Source organism: Sorangium sp. So ce367, from assembly GCF_051520455.1.
Lineage (GTDB): Bacteria > Myxococcota_A > Polyangia > Polyangiales > Polyangiaceae > Sorangium > Sorangium cellulosum_B.
Genome location: NZ_CP150334.1, coordinates 6,948,527 through 6,965,615, shown reverse-complemented (window position 1 = coordinate 6,965,615; position 17,089 = coordinate 6,948,527). Strand labels below are relative to the sequence as shown.

The 17,089-nt window shown below is 70.8% G+C and carries 9 protein-coding genes; 5 read left to right on the top strand and 4 right to left on the bottom strand.

Going from position 1 to position 17,089, the window contains the following annotated elements:
• Positions 1–56 precede the first annotated feature (56 nt).
• Positions 57–2,252 (top strand): TonB-dependent receptor, encoded by a 2,196-nt coding sequence (locus tag WME97_RS26440; protein WP_437541165.1) that lies wholly within the window; start codon positions 57–59, stop codon positions 2,250–2,252.
• Positions 2,253–2,392: 140 nt separating this feature from the next.
• On the opposite strand, the gene WME97_RS26435 is transcribed toward WME97_RS26440, so the two are convergent.
• From WME97_RS26435 to WME97_RS26420, 4 genes are all read right to left on the bottom strand, one after another.
• Complete coding sequence (locus WME97_RS26435) at positions 2,393–3,964, bottom strand: glycoside hydrolase family 43 protein (protein ID WP_437541162.1); 1,572 nt, start codon at positions 3,962–3,964, stop codon at positions 2,393–2,395.
• Between the two features lie 386 nt (positions 3,965–4,350).
• Entirely contained in the window at positions 4,351–6,042 is a 1,692-nt protein-coding gene (gene leuA / locus WME97_RS26430) for a 2-isopropylmalate synthase (RefSeq protein ID WP_437541159.1), read from the bottom strand.
• 299 nt (positions 6,043–6,341) lie between these two features.
• Entirely contained in the window at positions 6,342–12,386 is a 6,045-nt protein-coding gene (locus WME97_RS26425) for an AAA family ATPase (protein ID WP_437541156.1), read from the bottom strand.
• 178 nt (positions 12,387–12,564) lie between these two features.
• Positions 12,565–13,746: an LLM class flavin-dependent oxidoreductase gene (locus tag WME97_RS26420; protein WP_437541153.1), complete on the bottom strand. Its 1,182-nt coding sequence runs from the start codon at positions 13,744–13,746 to the stop codon at positions 12,565–12,567.
• A gap of 358 nt (positions 13,747–14,104) precedes the next feature.
• Here WME97_RS26420 and WME97_RS26415 point away from each other — a divergent pair, with 358 nt between their 5' ends.
• Genes WME97_RS26415 through WME97_RS26400 form a run of 4 tightly spaced genes read left to right on the top strand, consistent with a single transcriptional unit; the run spans position 14,105 to position 17,083 of the window.
• Complete coding sequence (locus WME97_RS26415) at positions 14,105–14,827, top strand: hypothetical protein (RefSeq protein WP_437541151.1); 723 nt, start codon at positions 14,105–14,107, stop codon at positions 14,825–14,827.
• On the top strand, positions 14,824–15,696 hold the full coding sequence (locus WME97_RS26410; protein ID WP_437541149.1) for a hypothetical protein: 873 nt from the start codon (positions 14,824–14,826) through the stop codon (positions 15,694–15,696). The genes WME97_RS26415 and WME97_RS26410 overlap by 4 nt, the downstream gene beginning before the upstream one ends.
• A complete protein-coding gene (locus WME97_RS26405) occupies positions 15,693–16,385 on the top strand; it encodes a hypothetical protein (RefSeq protein ID WP_437541146.1) in 693 nt (230 codons plus the stop codon). The genes WME97_RS26410 and WME97_RS26405 overlap by 4 nt, the downstream gene beginning before the upstream one ends.
• Positions 16,382–17,083: a response regulator gene (locus WME97_RS26400; protein WP_437541144.1), complete on the top strand. Its 702-nt coding sequence runs from the start codon at positions 16,382–16,384 to the stop codon at positions 17,081–17,083. The genes WME97_RS26405 and WME97_RS26400 overlap by 4 nt, the downstream gene beginning before the upstream one ends.
• Positions 17,084–17,089: the final 6 nt, after the last annotated feature.

The following is a 17,089-nucleotide window of genomic DNA, read 5'->3' as shown; positions in this document are numbered from 1 at the left end:
CACGCTTCCCACGCTTCCCACCCAAGTTCCGGCCTCGTTGTCTGTATCATCGCCTCATGAGGCACCGCGAAGGACGGGGCTCGAGGGGATGGCCATCACGGCGGCTCGGGCCGACAGGAGCGCTGGCCGTCGCCGTCCCGCTCCTCCATGCCTCGCTGTGGCCGTCGGTGGCCCGCGCCGACAGCTACGAGCGGTGCGTCCGTGAGGCGGCGACCCAGGCAGAGATCGACGCCTGTGCCCCCAAGGACGAGCCCCTCGAGGTGAGGGTGCGGGCGAAGTCGCCGGCCCGGAGCGCCTCCGACGTCGAGGCGGACGCGCAGGTCCTCGCCGCGGCGCCGCACGGCTCGGGCGCCGACGTGCTGCGGGTCCTCCCGGGCGTCTTCATGAGCGATCGCGGCCTGCCCGGTCGCGCGCCGCACCTGTCGCTGCGCGGCTTCGACGGCACCTCGGGTCAAGACGTCGAGATCTTCGCCGGCAACATCCCGATGAACCAGGTCTCGCACATCCGTGCTCCTGGATATGCCGACATGCGCCTCATCATGCCGGAGGTGGTCCGTTCCGTCCGGATCGCCAGCGGCCCTCACGATCCCAGGCAAGGCGATTTCGGCGTCGCCGGCTCGCTCCGCATGGATCTCGGCCTGGAGGCGCCGGGCTTCTGGTTGAAGGGGGGAGTCGGCTCCTTCGGGACGAGGCGTGTCCTCATCGCGTTTGCGCCCGAGCACGACGAGATGATGGACACGTTCGCGGCCTTCGAGACCGACGCCACGGACGGGCCGGGCGGCGTGCGCGGCGGCGAGCGCAGCTCCTTCGTCGGGCAGCTCGGCGGGGGCACCAACCAGGTCCAGTTCCGCGCGACGGTGGCCATCGGCTCGGCGCGCTTCGACTTTCCCGGCTACCTGCCGCAGGGCCCCGTCGAGCGGGGCGCCGCCCCCTACGCGGCGCAGCGGCCGCTCGGCCGCGATAGGACATTGCAGGCGCTCGTCGGCTCCGATGTCCTGTGGAGCCTCGGCGAGGGCACGATGGGCATCGGCGGCTTCGCGGGCAAGACCAAGACGACGTTTCACCAGAACCTCACCGGGTACGCGCTCGACCAGCTCGCCGGCGAGCCGATCGTCCGGAGCGACGACAGCGAGATGGTGAACGACGCCTCGACCTTCGGCCTCACGGTGCTTTACCGCCATGGCGTCGAGATCACCTCGAAGCGCGATTCCATCGAGATGGGCGCCTACGCGCGCGTGGACACGGTCGACCAGACCGACACGCGCCTGTTCGAGGACGGCACGAGGAACGCCGCGCTCGTCGACGCGACGATCGACGCCACGAACGTGGCCGCGTATGCCGATCTCTCGCTCTACCCGATCAAGCGAGTGGTCGTCCGCGGCGGCGCGCGCCTCGACTCGCTCTCGTACGGCGTGCGGGATCGCACGAGCAACGCCGGGCTAGAGCGCACCGCGCAGGGCTTCGTCGTGTCGAGCAAGGCCATGGCCGACATCGCGGTCAGCGGCGGCGTGCACCTCGTGGCGAGCTACGGCGAGGGGTTCCGTTCCCCGCAGGCGCGCGACCTCGACGAGGGCGAGCGCGTACCGTTCACCAGGGTGCGCAGCGTCGAGGCGGGCGTTCGGCTCAAGGAGGGCAAGACCTTCCAGGGCTCGGCCGTGGGGTTCGGCTCGTGGCTCGGCAATGACCGCGTGTTCGACGCGGCGTCCCGGCAGCACGTCGAGGCCCCGCCGTCGGTGCGCGCTGGCGCGCAGGTCGTGATGAGCGCGCGCTCCGGCCCGTTCGGCGCGCACCTGAGCGGGACGTACACCCACGCTCGCTTTACCGGCTCCGACGCGCGCTTCGCGGACGGCGACCCGGTGCCCTATGCGCCGGCGTTCGTCCTGCGCGACGACGTGTTCGCCTCGGGGGTCGTCGGCCGGCTCTCCGGCAAGGAGGTGACGGTCCGCGTGGGCGCCGGCGTCGAGGGCATGGCGGGTCGCTCCCTCCCGGGCGGGCGGGACGGCAAGGACGCTGTCAGCCTCGATGCCGTCGCGGCGGTCGGCTGGCGCGGCATGGAGCTCGCCCTGAACGGCACGAACCTCCTGGGCCTGCAGTATTACGACGCGCAGTACGTCTACGCCTCGAGCTTCGTGAAGGACAGCGCGCCCCCGCAGCCGTCGCCGCACGTGCTCGTCGCGGCGCCGACTGCGTGGATGCTGACGCTCCAGATCCACCTCCGTGGCAAGGAGCGCGCGCCGGAGCAGGCCTATTAGCCGCCCTTTTCAGCGGAGAAATTGAACAGGGAGGCGGGGAGTCAGGGAGTATTTAAGATTTCCCTCCCCGCCTCCCCGCCTCCCTGTGAATTTCTCGAAGAATTTCAGGGGACTTCTTGGGCTGTCTCCCCGTCCGGACGTTACCCGATCTCGCGGTAGTCGAACCAGTCGAAGTCCGCGTGCAGGCGTGTGCCGGCCAGGTCCTGGCACGCCATCCCGACGAAATTGCCCGTGAACCCGCAGGGGATCGCGTGCTCGTCCGACAGGATCGACGCGTCGTGCTCCCACCCCACCACGTGGTAGGTGACGCCGTCCCGGGAGTAGAAGAACGATATCCGCTCGTCCTTGATCTCGAGCCGCAGGAAGATGTTCTCCACCCCGTCCAGCACGTACTCCTTCTCGACCGGGAACGTCAGGTTCCCGCGCTCGCACTTCATGATCGAAAGGGCCTTCTCGGCGTGGTCCGCCCGGGAGACGTAGAGATAGTAGAACGAGTCCGTGCTGTAGAACGCAACGAGGCCCGCCATTTGCTGGAAGTGCTGAGGGGCGAACTGCATGCACGTCGTCGCTTGCACGTGTTTGGCCTGCTGGCGCCGCGCGACGAGGCTCTGCTCGAAGTTCGAGGTGATGCTCTCGCGCCCGATCAGGCGCAGGTACCCGGGCCGGGCGGCGAGGCTGCTCACGTCTGCCGGCAGCACGCGCGGCGACTGCCACTCGATGCTCAGCGCGGGCGTGTCGAAGTCGTCGCGCTCGGGTGTCTTCGGCCATTCGTGGCGAGCCAGCTTGGGCCCCTCGTAGACGTCCAGCGGAACCTGCCCGCCCGAAGCTAGCCGCGGCCACCCCTCGACCCAGGTGATCCCCTGGAGCGCCGTCTCGCGTCCCAGCGTCGACCGGCCATTCTTCAGCGGGCGACGGCACAGGTGCGCGAACGCCCACGAGCCGTCCTTGTTCTCCACGAAGCTACCGTGACCGGCGCTCTGGAGCAGCAGCTCGGGGTGGGACGCGCTGGAGATGAGCGGATTGTTGGGCATGACCTCGTAAGGGCCGTGAATCGAGCGAGAGCGGGCCACCGTCGCGGCGTGCGTGATGAACGTGCCGCCCTCCGCGGTGAGCAGGTAGTAGTAGCCATCCCGCTTGTAGAGGTGCGGCCCCTCCACGAGCCCGAGCGCGGTGCCTCGGAAGATGTTCTCCACCGGACCGACGAGCTTCTTCTCCTTCGGGCTGTACTCCTGGAGCAAGATCCCGCCGAAGGGGTTGTTGCCCGGCCGGTGATCCCACACCATGTTCACGAGCCACTTGCGGCCGTCGTCGTCGTGGAACAGCGAAGGATCGAACCCCGAGCTGTTCAGGTAGATGGGCTCCGACCACGGACCGGTGATGGAAGGCGCGGTGACCAGGTAGTTGTGGACGTCCTTGAACGCCCCCGCCCAGCGTCGCGAATTCGTGTAGATGAGGTGAAACAAGCCGTCCGCGTAGGTCAGGCACGGCGCCCAGATCCCGCCGGAGTTGGGGTTGCCGCGCATGTCCAGCTGCGAGTACCGCTCCAGCGGCCGCGCGACCACCCGCCAGTTGACGAGATCTTTCGAATGGGAGATCTGGACGCCCGGGTACCACTCGAACGTCGAGGTCGCGATGTAGTAATCGTCCCCCACGCGAACGATCGACGGATCGGGGTTGAACCCTCTCAGTGCCGGATTTTCCACCTTGCTCATTCACTCACCTTGATTGTCTCGTTGTGTTCCAGGGCAGCCAGTCCTGCTTCCAGAGCTCGACGGATACGCCCGGCACCGCAGGCGCACCCTGCCCAGGTCCCACCGCTCGCGCGCTGGAGCGAGGCGCCGGAGGTGCGTGTCCGCGGCAGCTCGGGACGCGGCGCGAGCTCGGGATGCGGCGTGGGGGAGAAGGCATCATAGGGGAACGTGGCGTCTGCAACGTCGCCCCTGCTGGTTCCCGCATCTGCCGTCTGTGGCCGCGCGGCAGGACCTGCCGGAGGAGCTCCGCCGTCGGCGCGCGAGGGTAGCACCGCGCGCGCGCGCGTCCAGGCGCTTCGTCTCGCTGCGCGGGCGCCTCCTTCAAGCTCTGGCGACCGCGCGCCCGCTCACTCCGCCGCCGCCGTGAGCTGCGCCGCATCCGCCGGCCGCGCGCGGTTCCACGCGGACGCCACGGCGGCGAGCGACGCCATGTCGGCGTCCCCGTGCGTCCCCGCCCCGAAGCTGCGCTTGCGCCCGACCGAGATGGCCACATAAGCCGCCGTCTCGTCGCCGGCGCTCCTCGGGAGCGCGTGCGCCGCGTGCTCGTCCACCGCGATCGCGATCCCCGTGTGGCGCGAGAGCGCGCTCGCGAGCGCCTCGACGGGGCTGCCGCCGGCGGCGCTCAGCACGTGGGCGACGCCTCGGATCTGCACGTGGAACTCGTGTCGGTCGTCCGCGCCCTGGCCGACGCGCCTGTGCCGGGTGACGCGGAGCGGCCCTGCGCGGTTCACGTACTCCCGCTCGAAGATCGCCAGGATCTCGGCCTTCTGCACCTCGCCCTCGGTCCGCTCCGCCCTGCGCTGCACGGCCTGGCTCACCTCGACGGCGAGCCCCCTCGGCAGCGCGTAGCCGTGGTCGTGCTCGAGCACGTAGGCCACGCCGCCCTTGCCCGACTGGCTGTTCACGCGGATCACCGCCTCGTAGCTGCGCCCGACGTCCTGCGGATCGATGGGCAGGTACGGCACCTCCCAGAGCGGGCTCCCGCCCTCGCGCAGCGCCTTGAACCCCTTCTTGATCGCGTCCTGGTGCGACCCGGAGAAGGCCGTGTACACGAGCTCGCCGACGTACGGGTGGCGCGGGTGGACCGGCAGGCGGTTGCAGTGCTCGACCGTCTCCTTGATCGACTGGACGTCATGGATCTCGAGCTCGGGATCCACGCCCTGGGACATCAGGTTGAGCGCCAGCGTCACGACGTCGACGTTGCCCGTGCGCTCGCCGTTCCCGAGCAGCGTGCCCTCGACGCGGTCGGCGCCCGCCATCACGGCCAGCTCCGCCGCGGCCACGGCGGTGCCGCGGTCGTTGTGCGGGTGCACGCTCAGCACGATGCTGTCGCGCTGCTTCAGGTTCCTGTGCATCCACTCGATCTGATCCGCGTACACGTTGGGCGTCGACATCTCGACGGTGGCGGGCAGGTTCAGGATGATCTTCCGTGATGGCGTGGGCTCCCAGACGTCCATCACGGCCTCGCAGATCTCCTTCGCGAAATCGAGCTCGGTGCCCGTGAAGCTCTCGGGGGAGTACTCCAGCGCGACCTCGGTCCCGGGCGACCGCGCCGCGAGCTCCTTCACCAGCAGCGCCCCCCGCACGGCGATCTCGGTGATGCCCGCGCGATCCAGGCCGAACACCACGCGCCGCTGGAGCGTGGAGGTGGAGTTGTAGAGGTGGACGATGGCGCGGCGCGCCCCGCGGATGGCCTCGAAGGTGCGCTCGATCAGCTCGGCGCGCGCCTGGGTGAGCACCTGGATCGTCACGTCGTCCGGGATGAGCCCCTGGTCGATGATCCAGCGCACGAAGTCGAAGTCGGGCTGCGACGCGCTGGGGAAGCCCACCTCGATCTCCTTGAACCCCATGCGCAGGAGCTCGTGCCACATGCGGAGCTTGCGCTCGAGGCCCATGGGCTCGACCAGGGCCTGGTTGCCGTCGCGCAGGTCCACGCTGCACCAGCGCGGCGCCCTCTCGATCACGCGGCTGGGCCAGCGGCGATCGGGCAGGTGGATGGGTTGAAAGGGCTTGTACTTGTGGACAGGCATCGTGGACATGACAGGACTCCCTGAAAGCTAGCGATGGGAGTCGTCACGACACGACGACGAGGCGGAGGACCCCCACCGGGACCAAGAGAACCGAGGGGGCCGTACTGCGAGGAACGACGTCGTCAGCAGCGCGCGCAAAGGCCCCCGGGCCGTAGGCCTGGGCAGGGGCGTAGGGAGCGCGCGCGAGGGACGGACATCGAGGGGAGCAATCTAGCGAACGTTCGCTCGCCTGTCCAGCGCCGTGCCAGGCGACCCGCCGCCAGCGCCGCCTGATAGCGCTGGAGCCCGACCGGGCTCCGCACAGCTCGCTAGGCCGGCGCGGCGCCGCGCTCCTCCGCCTCAGGCGGGTTCAGCGGGAGCTCCACCACGAACGTCGCGCCCGCGCCCGGCTTGCTCTCCACCCGGATGGTTCCGCCGTGCGACGCCACGATCGAGCGTGTGATGTAGAGCCCCAGGCCCAGGCCGCCGAAATTGCGCACCGACACCGCGCGCTCGAAGCGCTCGAAGATCCTGCCCTGATCGGCCTCCGCGATCCCGATCCCCTGATCCCGGACGACCAGCAGCGCGCGATGGGCCTGCCTCCGCACGCCGACGAGAACAGGCCTGCCCGCGCCGTACTTCATCGCGTTCGACAGGAGGTTGATGAGGACCTGCTCCATGCGAGAAGCATCCCAGTCCCCGACCACGCGCTCGTCCAAGTCGAGCTGGATCGGGCAGCGGGCGTCGGCGAGCTGCTGGCTCATCCGCTCGACGACCTCGCTCGCCAGCGCCGCCAGATCGACCGGCGCGGGCGCGAGCGCCAGCCGCCCGGCGTTCAGCCGCGTGACGTCGAGCAGCTCGTTGACCAGGTGGCCGAGCCGCGCGATCTGGCGATCGAGGAGCTGGAGCGCGGCGTCGATGCGCTCCGGGGCGACCTCCGCGCGCCGGTAGCGAGGCAGCAGCCGAGCGAGGAGGTGAGCCTGTATCTTCAGCGAGGTCAGCGGGGTGTTGAGCTCATGCGAGGCGACGAGGAGGAACTCGTCCCGGTGCTCGATCGCCTCCTTGGCCTCGGTGAACAGACGGCTGTTGTCGAGCGCGAGCGCGGCGCGGCTCGCCAGCTCCTCGGCGAGCCACAGGTCGGCGGGGCCGTAACGGCGCCGGGGCGCGGTCGCCAGCAGGGTCATGGCCCCGAAGCGCCGGTCGCGCGCGAGGAGCGGAATCCGGAGGAAGGCGTGAATGCCGAGCTGCTCGAGGAGGGGCGCGGCGCGGACGTCGCCCACCTCGGCGCGGTCCGGCGAGGTCGCCGCCAGGGGCCGCAGCGCGTCTCTCACTGCGTCAGCGAGCTCGGCCGGCATTCCCGCGGTGACCGTGTGTCCCGGGGCGCCGTGAGCGAGGCCCACGTCGATGACGCAATGATCGGCCAGCTCGGGCACGGCGAGCTGCGCCACGGTCTCGAGGGTCGCGCCGTAGCCGAGGGCCATGAGCTTGCGGCTCGCCTCGGCGAGGAAGCGCTCGGCCTGCTCGGCCCGCTTGCGCTCGGTGATGTCGGTGGAGATGCCGCAGAGCGTCCGAGGCGTGGGCCCCTCGCCGAAAGGCACCTTGACCGACAGGAAGGTGTGCAGCCCGTCCTCCAGCGGCACCGTCTCCTCCCACTCCATCGGCGCGCCTGCCTCGAGCACCTTCTGGTCGTGATCGTGGATGGTCTGGCCGACCGGACCAGGGAAGAGATCGGCGACCGTCTTTCCGAGGATCTCCGCGATCGGTAGGCGCAGGTTGTTGCTCACGTGCCGGTTGACGAGCAGGTGCCGGCCTTCGTGATCCTTGAGGTAGATGGACGCCGCCGAGTTGTCGACGATGGCCTGCAGCGTCGCCTGGCTTTCCCGGAGCTCCCGCTCCGCCCGCCGCCGTTCAACGTTCTCGTGCTCGACATCCGCATAGAGCATGGCGTTCTCGAGCGAGATGGCCGACTGCGAGGCGAGCAGCTCGATGACGCTGAGCCGCCCGGGGGTGAAGGCGCCGGTGACGAGGTTGTTCTCCAGGTAAAGCAGGCCGATGAGCCGGGCCTCGCGCATGATCGGGAGGCACAGCACCGATCTCGAGCGCTTGCGCCGGAAATACTCGTCCTCCATGAAGGGGTGCCGGGCGGCGGCGTCGTCGAGCAGCACGCGCTCGTGGCTCCGGCGAACGTAGTTGAGGACGGCCTCTGGCAGCGCAGCCGACTGCGCCTCGCCCGCACCGAGCAGCCGTACCGCGCCCCCGGGCGCCTCGATCGCCGCCGCGGTCGACAGGCGGTCCTCCCGGAGCAGGAGCACATGCCCCTCCTCGGCGCCCGCGTGTTCGACCATGGTGCGCAGCAGCGTCTCGAGCAGCCGCGGGAGCTTGAGCTCACCGGAGATGCTCTGCGAGGCCTTCACCACCGACAGGACGTCGAACTGCTCGGCTCGCACCGCGAAGGTGATGGTGGGGGCGATCGGCTTGCGCGGGGCGAGGTGGGGATAACGCTGATCGAGCTGCTCCACCTTGGCGTGAGCGCCCCACGTGAAGTAGGCAGCGCGTGCCTTTCGCAGGTAGCTGTCGGCGGGCGTGGTGAGGCCGCGCGCGCGGTAGAACTCCGCGGCGAGCTCGGAGGCGATCGCCTCGTGCTGGACGAAGCCGGCCTCCCGCGCCGATGTGATGGCCTGCTCGTAAAGCCGGCTGGCCTCCGGCTCGTGCCCCCGGAGCCGGGCGATCTCGGCGCGGACCAGCGCGTGCTTGTGGAGGAAGTTGTCCGGGCCGCTCCTGGCCCACGCGCCGAGCTGCCGCTCGCAGTCGAGGAGCGCCTCGGGGAGCGCCCCCAGCGGGGACGGCTGCGCCTCGTGCGCGCCGTGCGGCGCGTTGAAGAGGGTCGCGAGCGCGAGCGCGAGATAATAGAAGCTCTCGGCGATGACCGCGTGCGGCACGACCCTCGGGGGGTGCTCGGCGATCGCGCGGGTCGCCGCCGCCAGCGCCTCTCGGGGAGAGCCGAGCACGAAGAGCGCCTGCGCCTTCAAGCTGTAATAGAAGTCGCGAGCGGCCTCCAGCTTCCCAGCCTCCTCCAGCCGCGCCTCGAAGGCCGGCGGATCCAGCTCGGACCCGTCCAGCATCGAGAAGCGGACCGGCCTCCCGCGCAGCGTCTGGATCATGGCGTGTCCGCCGAGGAGGGCGTTGTGCGCAAACGTGTAACCGACCCTGTGCACGAAACCGAGGCGCTCCTTGACCTCGTGAAGCACGTCCTCCAGCGGCTCGCCAGAGAGCAGCGGGAACAGCGCGGCCCAGATGCAGTTGGTGCACGCCATGTTCAGGTCACCGGACTCGACCGCGGCGCTGAAGCCGTCACGCGTGTACGGGTACGTCTCTCTGTAGTGGCGTGTCCAGAAGACGACATGGTGTCCGAAGAGGACGACAACCACCGATTTCGTGGTCAGGAGGCCGCTCCCGTCCGCCAGGCCCTGGGCGAGCCTGCCGAACAGGTAAGCCTCCTGATATCGCCCGAATCTCGAGCTGATCACCATCGCGAAGGCGGCGTACGCGACAGCGGAGGGCTCGGCGTTGCCGTGGCGCAGGCTGAGCTTGACCATGCGCATGACGACGAGGTTGTACAGGTTCAGGTCCACGAAGAACGCAGGGAGAGACACGCTCTGCAGGACGCCCATCGTGATCTTGATCTCCGGGTGCGTCATGGGGGGCAGATGGATCAGGTCCTCGATGGCCCGATCGCCCAGGGCCTGCCAGACGCTCTCGGTCTCCTTCTCAACTTGTGCGTCGGTGGGGTGGAGCGGCAGACCAACGTCGCACGCGCGGAGGCACGAGAGCCCGATCTCCACCGCGCGGGCGTAGTGCCCGCGGGTGACGTTCAGCGCGGCGACGAGCGCGGCGGCGGCGGCCGTCTCGTGCCGGGTCCTCGCGCGATCGCGGAGCTCTTCCAGCAGCCGCTCGGCCTCGTCGAAGGCGCCGGTGATGTACGCGGCGTGCGCGCGCTCGAAGGTCAGGTCGTAGGTCAGCTCGTGCCGCGCCTCCCAGGAGGCCGGCGCGAGCAGCGAAAGGCCCGCGGCGAAGAGCGCGGCGGCGGACTGGAAGGCCGCGGCCGCCTTGGCCTTCCTGCCGGCGCGGAGGTTCAGCGCGGCGACCTCGTCCCGCTCCGCCTGGGAACGCAGGAGCGCGGCGCCGCGGTTGAGGTGGCCGACGACGTCGAAGAGCGCGTCGTCGCGCTCCTCCGCGCGTTGTGCCGAGAGGAGCAGCCGCCCGATCCCCAGGTGCCTCTCGGCGAGCTGTCCCGCCGGAATGAGCGAGTATGCGGCCTGCTGTACCCGGTCATGGAGGAATCGATAGGCAGAGCCCCGGCGGAGGAGCAGCCCCTCCCGCACGGCCTCCTCGAGCGCGTCGCGGAGCTCCGCCGGATGGCCTGCGACCACCGCGAGCGTGTCGAGGTCCAGGCTGCTGCCGAGGCAGGCGGCGAGCGTGAGCGCTTCCCGCGCCGGGACCGACAGCCGCTTCAGCTTGCCCGTCATCAGCTCGACGACGTTGTCGGTGAACCCCTTGTCGCGGATCGCGGCGATGTCCCACCGCCAAGCCACCTCGTCCGCGTCGAAGGTGATGAGCGCCTCCTGGTGCAGCGCGATCAGGAACTGGAGCACGAAGAACGGGTTGCCGCCGGTCTTCTCGTAGACCAGCCGCGAGAGCGGCTCGACCTGCTCTGTGGGCGTGTGCGGCGCGTGCGGCGCGTGGACCGCCTCGGCGACGAGCGCCGCGACGTGGGCGGCGGAGAGCGGCTCGAGGACGAGCTCGGAGACGGCGGCGCCGCGCCTCCGCACCTCGGCCAGCGTGAGCCGCAGCGGGTGCGCGGGGCCGACCTCGTTGTCTCGGTACGCGCCGATCAGCAGGAGATGCTCGGCCCCGGCGTAGGTGGCGAGCTGCTCGAGCAGCTGGAGGCTGGCCGCGTCGGCCCACTGCAGATCGTCGAGGAAGAGCGCCACGGGGTGCTCCTTCCGGGCGCACGCCGCGACGAAGCGCTGGAGCGTCGCGTGCAGCCGGCTCTGGGCCTCGGCGGGCGGAAGCTCGGGCACGGGCGGCTGGGGACCGAGGAGCAGCGTGAGCTCGGGGAGCACGTCGGCGAGCAGCCTTCCGCTTTCGCCGAGGGCCTCCCGCAGACGCCGTCTCCAGCGCTCGACCTGCTCCTCGCTCGCGCCCAGGATCTCCTGCAAGAGCGCCCGGAACGCCTGAAGGAAAGCGCGGTAGGGGATGTCCCTCGCGGTTTGATCGAACTTGCCGGAGAGGAAGAAGCCCCGCTCCCTCACGATCGGCCGGTGCAGCTCGGCGACGAGCGATGACTTGCCGATGCCCGAGTAGCCCGACACGAGCACGAGCTCTGGCCGGCCCTGCGTCACCACCCGCTCGAACACGGCGAGCAGCGCCGTAACCTCGCGCTCGCGCCCGTACAGCCGCTGCGGCACCTGGAACCGGTCGGAGAGATCGCGCTGCCCGAGCGCAAAGGGCGGAATGGCGCCGCTCGCCCGCCACCTCGCGAAGCACTCGTCCAGGTCGTGCCGCAGGCCGGCCGCGCTCTGATAACGCTCCTCGGCGGCCTTGGAGAGCAGCTTGAGCACGGCCTCCGACAGGAGCGGGGGAATCGAGGGGACGAGCGCGTGCGGCGGCGGCGGCTTCTGGGCGATATGGCAATGGACCCACGCGACGGGATCGCTGGCCCGGAACGGCAGGCTGCCGGTCAGCAGCTCATAGAAGACGACGCCAAGGGAATAAAGATCGGTCCGCTCGTCGATCCAGCGGTTCATCCGGCCCGTCTGCTCCGGGGCCATGTACGCCAGGGTCCCCTCGATGAGCCCGATGTGCTCGAGGTGCTGGAGCTCGCGGGGTATCCGGGATGCAATCCCCAGATCGGTGATCTTCACCTCGCCGGTCGCGGGCTGGAGGATCAGGTTCTGGGGCTTGATGTCCTTGTGGACGACGCCATGCCGGTGCACCTCGGCAAGCGCCTCCGCCGAGCGGACGGCGAGCGGGAAAAAGCTCTCGAGCGGCATCGGCCCTTGCTGGAGCCGATCGAGCGACACGCCGCCGAAATCCTCCAGGACCAGCGCCGGCTGATCGCCAAGCATCTCGAGCGCATAGGGCTTGACGATGGCCGTGGTCTCGAGCGCCCGGGCGACCTCGTACTCGTGACGCAGCCGCTCGCGGGCACGGGGGCTCGCGTGATCGTGCCGGAGGACCTTGAGCACCACGTGACGGCCGTCGCCCTCGCGTACAGCTCGGTAAAGAAGGGTGTCTGAACCCTCGTAGAGGACCTCGATGATTGCGTAACGGGACGAAGCCCCGTGATCGGAGCAGGCGGGAATGGCGTTCACAGGAGCCGTACGACAGGTAATGTGCGACGCATGCTGCCATGGTCGGCGCGCATCGCCATCGCTTTGAGCGGGCGAGGCGCCGGAACATCATCAGGACCTGCGGCGGCCACGCCGAGCTCGTCCGCTCCTGCGCTGCGGCGCGGCCGCAGCGTCGAGGCGGGATCACTGGCTCACGGAATCAGGGGTTGTCGAACTCGGGGATGAGCTTGCCGATCTGCCGGATGCTGCTCATGACCTGCTCGTGCGACAGGCGCCCGACCTGCTGGAAGCTCAGCAGGCGATCGATGCCGAGGTCCTGGTAGAACTTTATCTTCTGCCGGCACGTCTCCGGGCTGCCGACGATGAGCGAGTTCTGCTCCTTCAGGGCGTCGAACACCTCCTCGTTCGGGACCTCTTCGTTCTGCATGATGCGGGCGAGGACGGCGTTGGCCTTGGTCTCGGCCGGCGTCTTCCCCGCGCGGTCGCGCAGGAGCTGGCCCACGAGGCCGCCGCCCGCCGGGTCCTTGGCCAGCGCCTGCTCCTCGGCGTGGGTCCTGAGGAAGTGCTCCTTCGCCTCGAAGAACGTGAAGGACCCGTTCGTGTACCACGCGGCCGCTGAGGCGGCGCCGTTCTCCATGGCTTGCTGATCCGTCTCGGCGCAGTGAGCGAACGTGAAGAACCCGACCTGGTTGTTGATGAACGCGCCGACGGGCCGCTCACACCGGCGGATGGCCTCGCGGTAGATGCCGATCCATTCCTTCACCTGGTCGGGCGGCGCCCACAGCGTGACGCCGAGCGCGCCGACCCCGTTGCGCCCGGCCTGCTCGAACGAGGCCAGGCTCGAGCAGGCCTGCCAGAGGGGCGGGTGGGGCTTCTGGTATGGCTTCGGGATGATGGGGACGTTGTTGATCTCGGCGTCCTCGCTCTTCCAGGAGAACCGCTCCTGCGTCCACATCTTCGGGATCATCTCGAACGCCTGCTGCATCTGATCGCGCGTCCGGTCCGGAGGGATGTTGAACGTGCGCCACTCCGGGATGGTCGAGCGGGCCAGGCCGAGCTCAAGGCGCCCGCCGCTCAGGTGATCGAGCATGGCGGCGCGCTCGGCGACGCGGATGGGGTGGTTGAACCGGAACGGCGACAGCACCGAGGCGTGCCCGAGCCGCATCGACGTCGTGTGCTGGGAGATCGCCGCGAGCATCACCTCCGGCGCCGACGAGTAGCTGAACTCCTCGGCCGTATGGTGCTCGACCTGCCACCAGCAGCCGTACCCGAGCCGATCGGCGAGCTTCGCCTGCTCGAGGGTGTTCATGATGACCCTGTGCTCGTGGTCCTCCGACCACGGACGGGGACTCTGCATCTCTGTGAACAGGTCGATCTTCATTACTTCCTCCCTCGCGAGTGCTGCGCGCCAAGCATCGATCCGTCGCGTACAAAACGGCAATGTGTGGTTTGGCGCACACCGATCTACATGTCGATGGATCGCCGGAGTCGGGCGCTCAGAGGATGTGATGTGCGTGTGGCCCGTCGCGGGAGACCTCCGGTGGAGGGCTTCTCGGGTGCCGGCGGTCCCGGCTCCGGGGCGCTCCTGAAGGTGCGGGCGACTGCCACGTCTTCGCCACAACCTCTCCGCGTTTGTTCCTCGTCGGGCGCGCGGGCGCGCCTCACCCGGGGGGTACGCCCAGGGAGGTCTGCGGCGGTCGTGACCAGGCCGCGCAGCGCTCACCCCGATGGAGGTCCTCGTGCAGGCGCAAGCCCCTTGTTTCCCCGTAACGTCATCGCCCGAGGCCGGCACGGACGCCGGCGCGAACGAGCCCGCGGAGCGTCGAGACGACGCTCCCGCGGCCCCCGTGCCCGGTCCCGCCGCGGAGCTCACCGCAGGCGCCGCCGGACACCGCAGCTGGACGGCCGCCCTCCTTGCGGAGCGGCCCTCGGTCTTGCTCCGCGAGGAGCTGTCCCGGTTCGGCGTCGGCCTCGGCCTCGCCTCGCTGTACGGCCTCTCGCTCGGCGCGCGGCAGGGCGGCGTGTCGTTCGTCCGCCACGCGGCCGGCGTCCCTGCGGCCATGATCGCCGTTGCTTGCGTCGGCGTGCCGGCGCTCACGATCGTGCTGACGCTCTTCGACGCGCCGCTCGACCCGCCACGCGCGATCTCGGCGACGGCGCGCGCCGCCGCCGCGACGGGCCTCGTGCTCGGCGGCCTCGCGCCCGCCTCGGCGCTCTTCGTCGTGACGAGCGGGGCGGACGCGACAGCGGCCCTCATGGGGCTGCTCGGCCTCGCGGTGGGCGGCGCTGTCGGCATCTGCGTCCTGCTGCGTGACCTCGGCGCGGTGCTCCAGCGCGAAGGCGGTGTCGCCGGCGTGTCCCGGTCGACGGCGGCGCTCGTCGTGTTCGCGGCGTTCGCCGTGGTGCTCGCGCTGCGCGTGTGGTGGGGGATGCTGCCGATCCTGAAGGGAGGTGCCCTGTGAGCGCCTCCATCGTGAGCCGTCTCCTCCGGGCGCCCTCCGAGGTGGCCGCGAGCTGCCGTGAAGACAGGGACATCCGGGCCATCGCGCTCGCGTCGCTCGGCGCGATTGCCCTCGGATCGGCCGTGTTCGGCGGCGTGATCGGGAGCTTCCGCGGCAGCGAGCAGATCGTCTTTGCGGCCGTCAAGGTGCCGCTGGCGATGCTGATCACGCTCGCGCTCTCGGTCCCGGCGCTCCACGCGTTCTCGGCGGTGCTCGGGCGCCCGTGGCCCATGCGGTCCGTCATCGCGCTCGCCCTCGCGTCGGCGGGCCGCTCGTCGCTGGTGCTGCTCGCGTTCGCGCCCGTGCTCTGGCTGGCCATCGACGTGGGGCTCGGCTACCACGCGTCGTCGGTCGCCGCCTGGCTCGCCTACGCCGTCGCGGGCCTCGCGGCGCTCGGCGTGCTCGTGCGGGGCATCGGCGCGGGCCGGGGCCGCTGGCTCACCGCGGTCGCCTTCATGGCCGTCTTCTTCGCCGTCGGCGGTCAGGCCGCGTGGATCCTCCGGCCCTACCTCGGGCGGCCGAGCGAGAAGGACGTCCCGTTCCTGCGCGCCCGCGAGGGGAGCTTCTCCGACGCGCTCGTCACGAGCTTCCGCTCCTCGCTCATGTACGACGACGATCTGCGCTCGCGCGGCGGGCTGCGCCCCTGGGAGGGACCCAGGCGCGACGGCGTGGCTCCGGTCGATGACCCGCCGGCGGACGGCGCGACCCAGCGGGAGGTCCCGCCGGCGGACGGCGCGACCGTACGGGAGGTCCCGCCGGTGGACGGCGCGGGCCTGGACGGCTTCGATCGGGGCGCCGAGCGTGGCGACCGGGTGAAGGAGGCGCCATGAGCCTCCGCGATCTCGCGGTGCTGTACCTGATCGCCGGGCTCGCGTGCGCTGTGGCGGTGTATCGCGCCTCGCCCGAGGGGCGCCGCCGCGCCGCCCTCTCCGCGGCGCTATGCGTCCCGCTCTGGCCCATCTGGGCGCCCGTCGCGCTCACGGCGGGCCGCGGGGAGGGCGGCGGCCGTCCGGTCGGCGCCGCGGGCGAGGCCGCCGCGCGCGTCCAGGGCGCGCTGCGCGAGGGGGTCAGCGCCTGCGCTGGCACCTCGTTCGAGGCGCTCCTGTCGCGCGAGGCGGCCTCGCGGATCGAGGCCGAAGTGGCGCGCGCCGCCGCCCGCCACGCCGAGCTCGACGCGCTGCTGCGCCAGAGCGGCTTCGACGAGGGCGCCGCCGCGGCGCGCGTCGCGGAGATCGAGCGGGGCGGTGGCGGCGCGGGCGCGCGGTCGCTGGCGACGGCGCACCTCCACCTCGAGAACATCCGACGCCTGCGGGCGATGCGCGACCGCGACGCCCGCGCCCTCGAGGAGCTCGCGGATCTCGTCCAGGCGCTGCGCACGCAGCTCGTGCTGGCGCGCTTCGCCGGATCCTCGGTCGAGGGCGTCGGTGGTATCGTGTCCGAGGTCTGGGCGCGCGTGGAGGGCCTCGGCGCGGCGATCGACGCGCACGGCGCCGGAACAGAGGGACCGATCGCGACGTGAGCAAGCACATCCTGGTCGTCGACGATGAGGCGCGCATCCGCGAGGTGCTGCTCTACGCCCTGCAAAAAGAGGGGTACGCCGTGACGGCGGTGGCCGACGGTCGCGCCGCCGTCGAGGCGGCGGGGGCGGGCACGGTGGACCTCGTGGTGCTGGACGTGATGCTCCCCGAGCTCGACGGCCTCGAGGTGTGCCGGCGGCTGCGCGCCGGGAGCAGGACGCCGATCCTGTTCCTGTCGGCGCGCGCCGACGAGGTCGACCGGATCGTCGGCCTGGAGCTCGGCGGCGACGACTACCTCACGAAGCCGTTCTCGCCGCGGGAGCTCGTGGCGCGGGTGCGCGCGCTGCTCCGGCGGACCGAGGCGCCTCCGCCGCCCGGGCCGGCGCCCACCGGCGCGCGCACCGCGGTCCTCCGCCACGGCCCGATCGAGGTCGACACCGAGCGTCACGAGGCGCGGTACCTCGGCCAGCCGGTGTCGCTCACGGCGACGGAGCTCGGCGTGCTCGGCGCGCTGCTGGAGCGGCCCGGCGTGGTGCTCTCGCGCGGGCAGCTCATGCAGCGCGCCTACCGCTACGACAACCTGATCACGGAGCGCACCATCGACACGCACGTTCGCCGGATCCGCGCGAAGTTCCGTGTGGTTGGCGGCGATCCGATCGCGACCGTGCACGGCGTCGGCTACAAGCTGCAGGGGGCGTAGCCGGGC

Bases quoted from the DNA above. Each gene is read 5' to 3' on its own strand.
- WME97_RS26435 (WP_437541162.1), bottom strand. From the start codon at position 3,964: ATGAGCAAGGTGGAAAATCCGGCACTGAGAGGGTTCAACCCCGATCCG.
- WME97_RS26440 (WP_437541165.1), top strand. From the start codon at position 57: ATGAGGCACCGCGAAGGACGGGGCTCGAGGGGATGGCCATCACGGCGG.
- WME97_RS26405 (WP_437541146.1), top strand. From the start codon at position 15,693: ATGAGCCTCCGCGATCTCGCGGTGCTGTACCTGATCGCCGGGCTCGCG.
- WME97_RS26420 (WP_437541153.1), bottom strand. From the start codon at position 13,746: ATGAAGATCGACCTGTTCACAGAGATGCAGAGTCCCCGTCCGTGGTCG.
- leuA (WP_437541159.1), bottom strand. From the start codon at position 6,042: ATGTCCACGATGCCTGTCCACAAGTACAAGCCCTTTCAACCCATCCAC.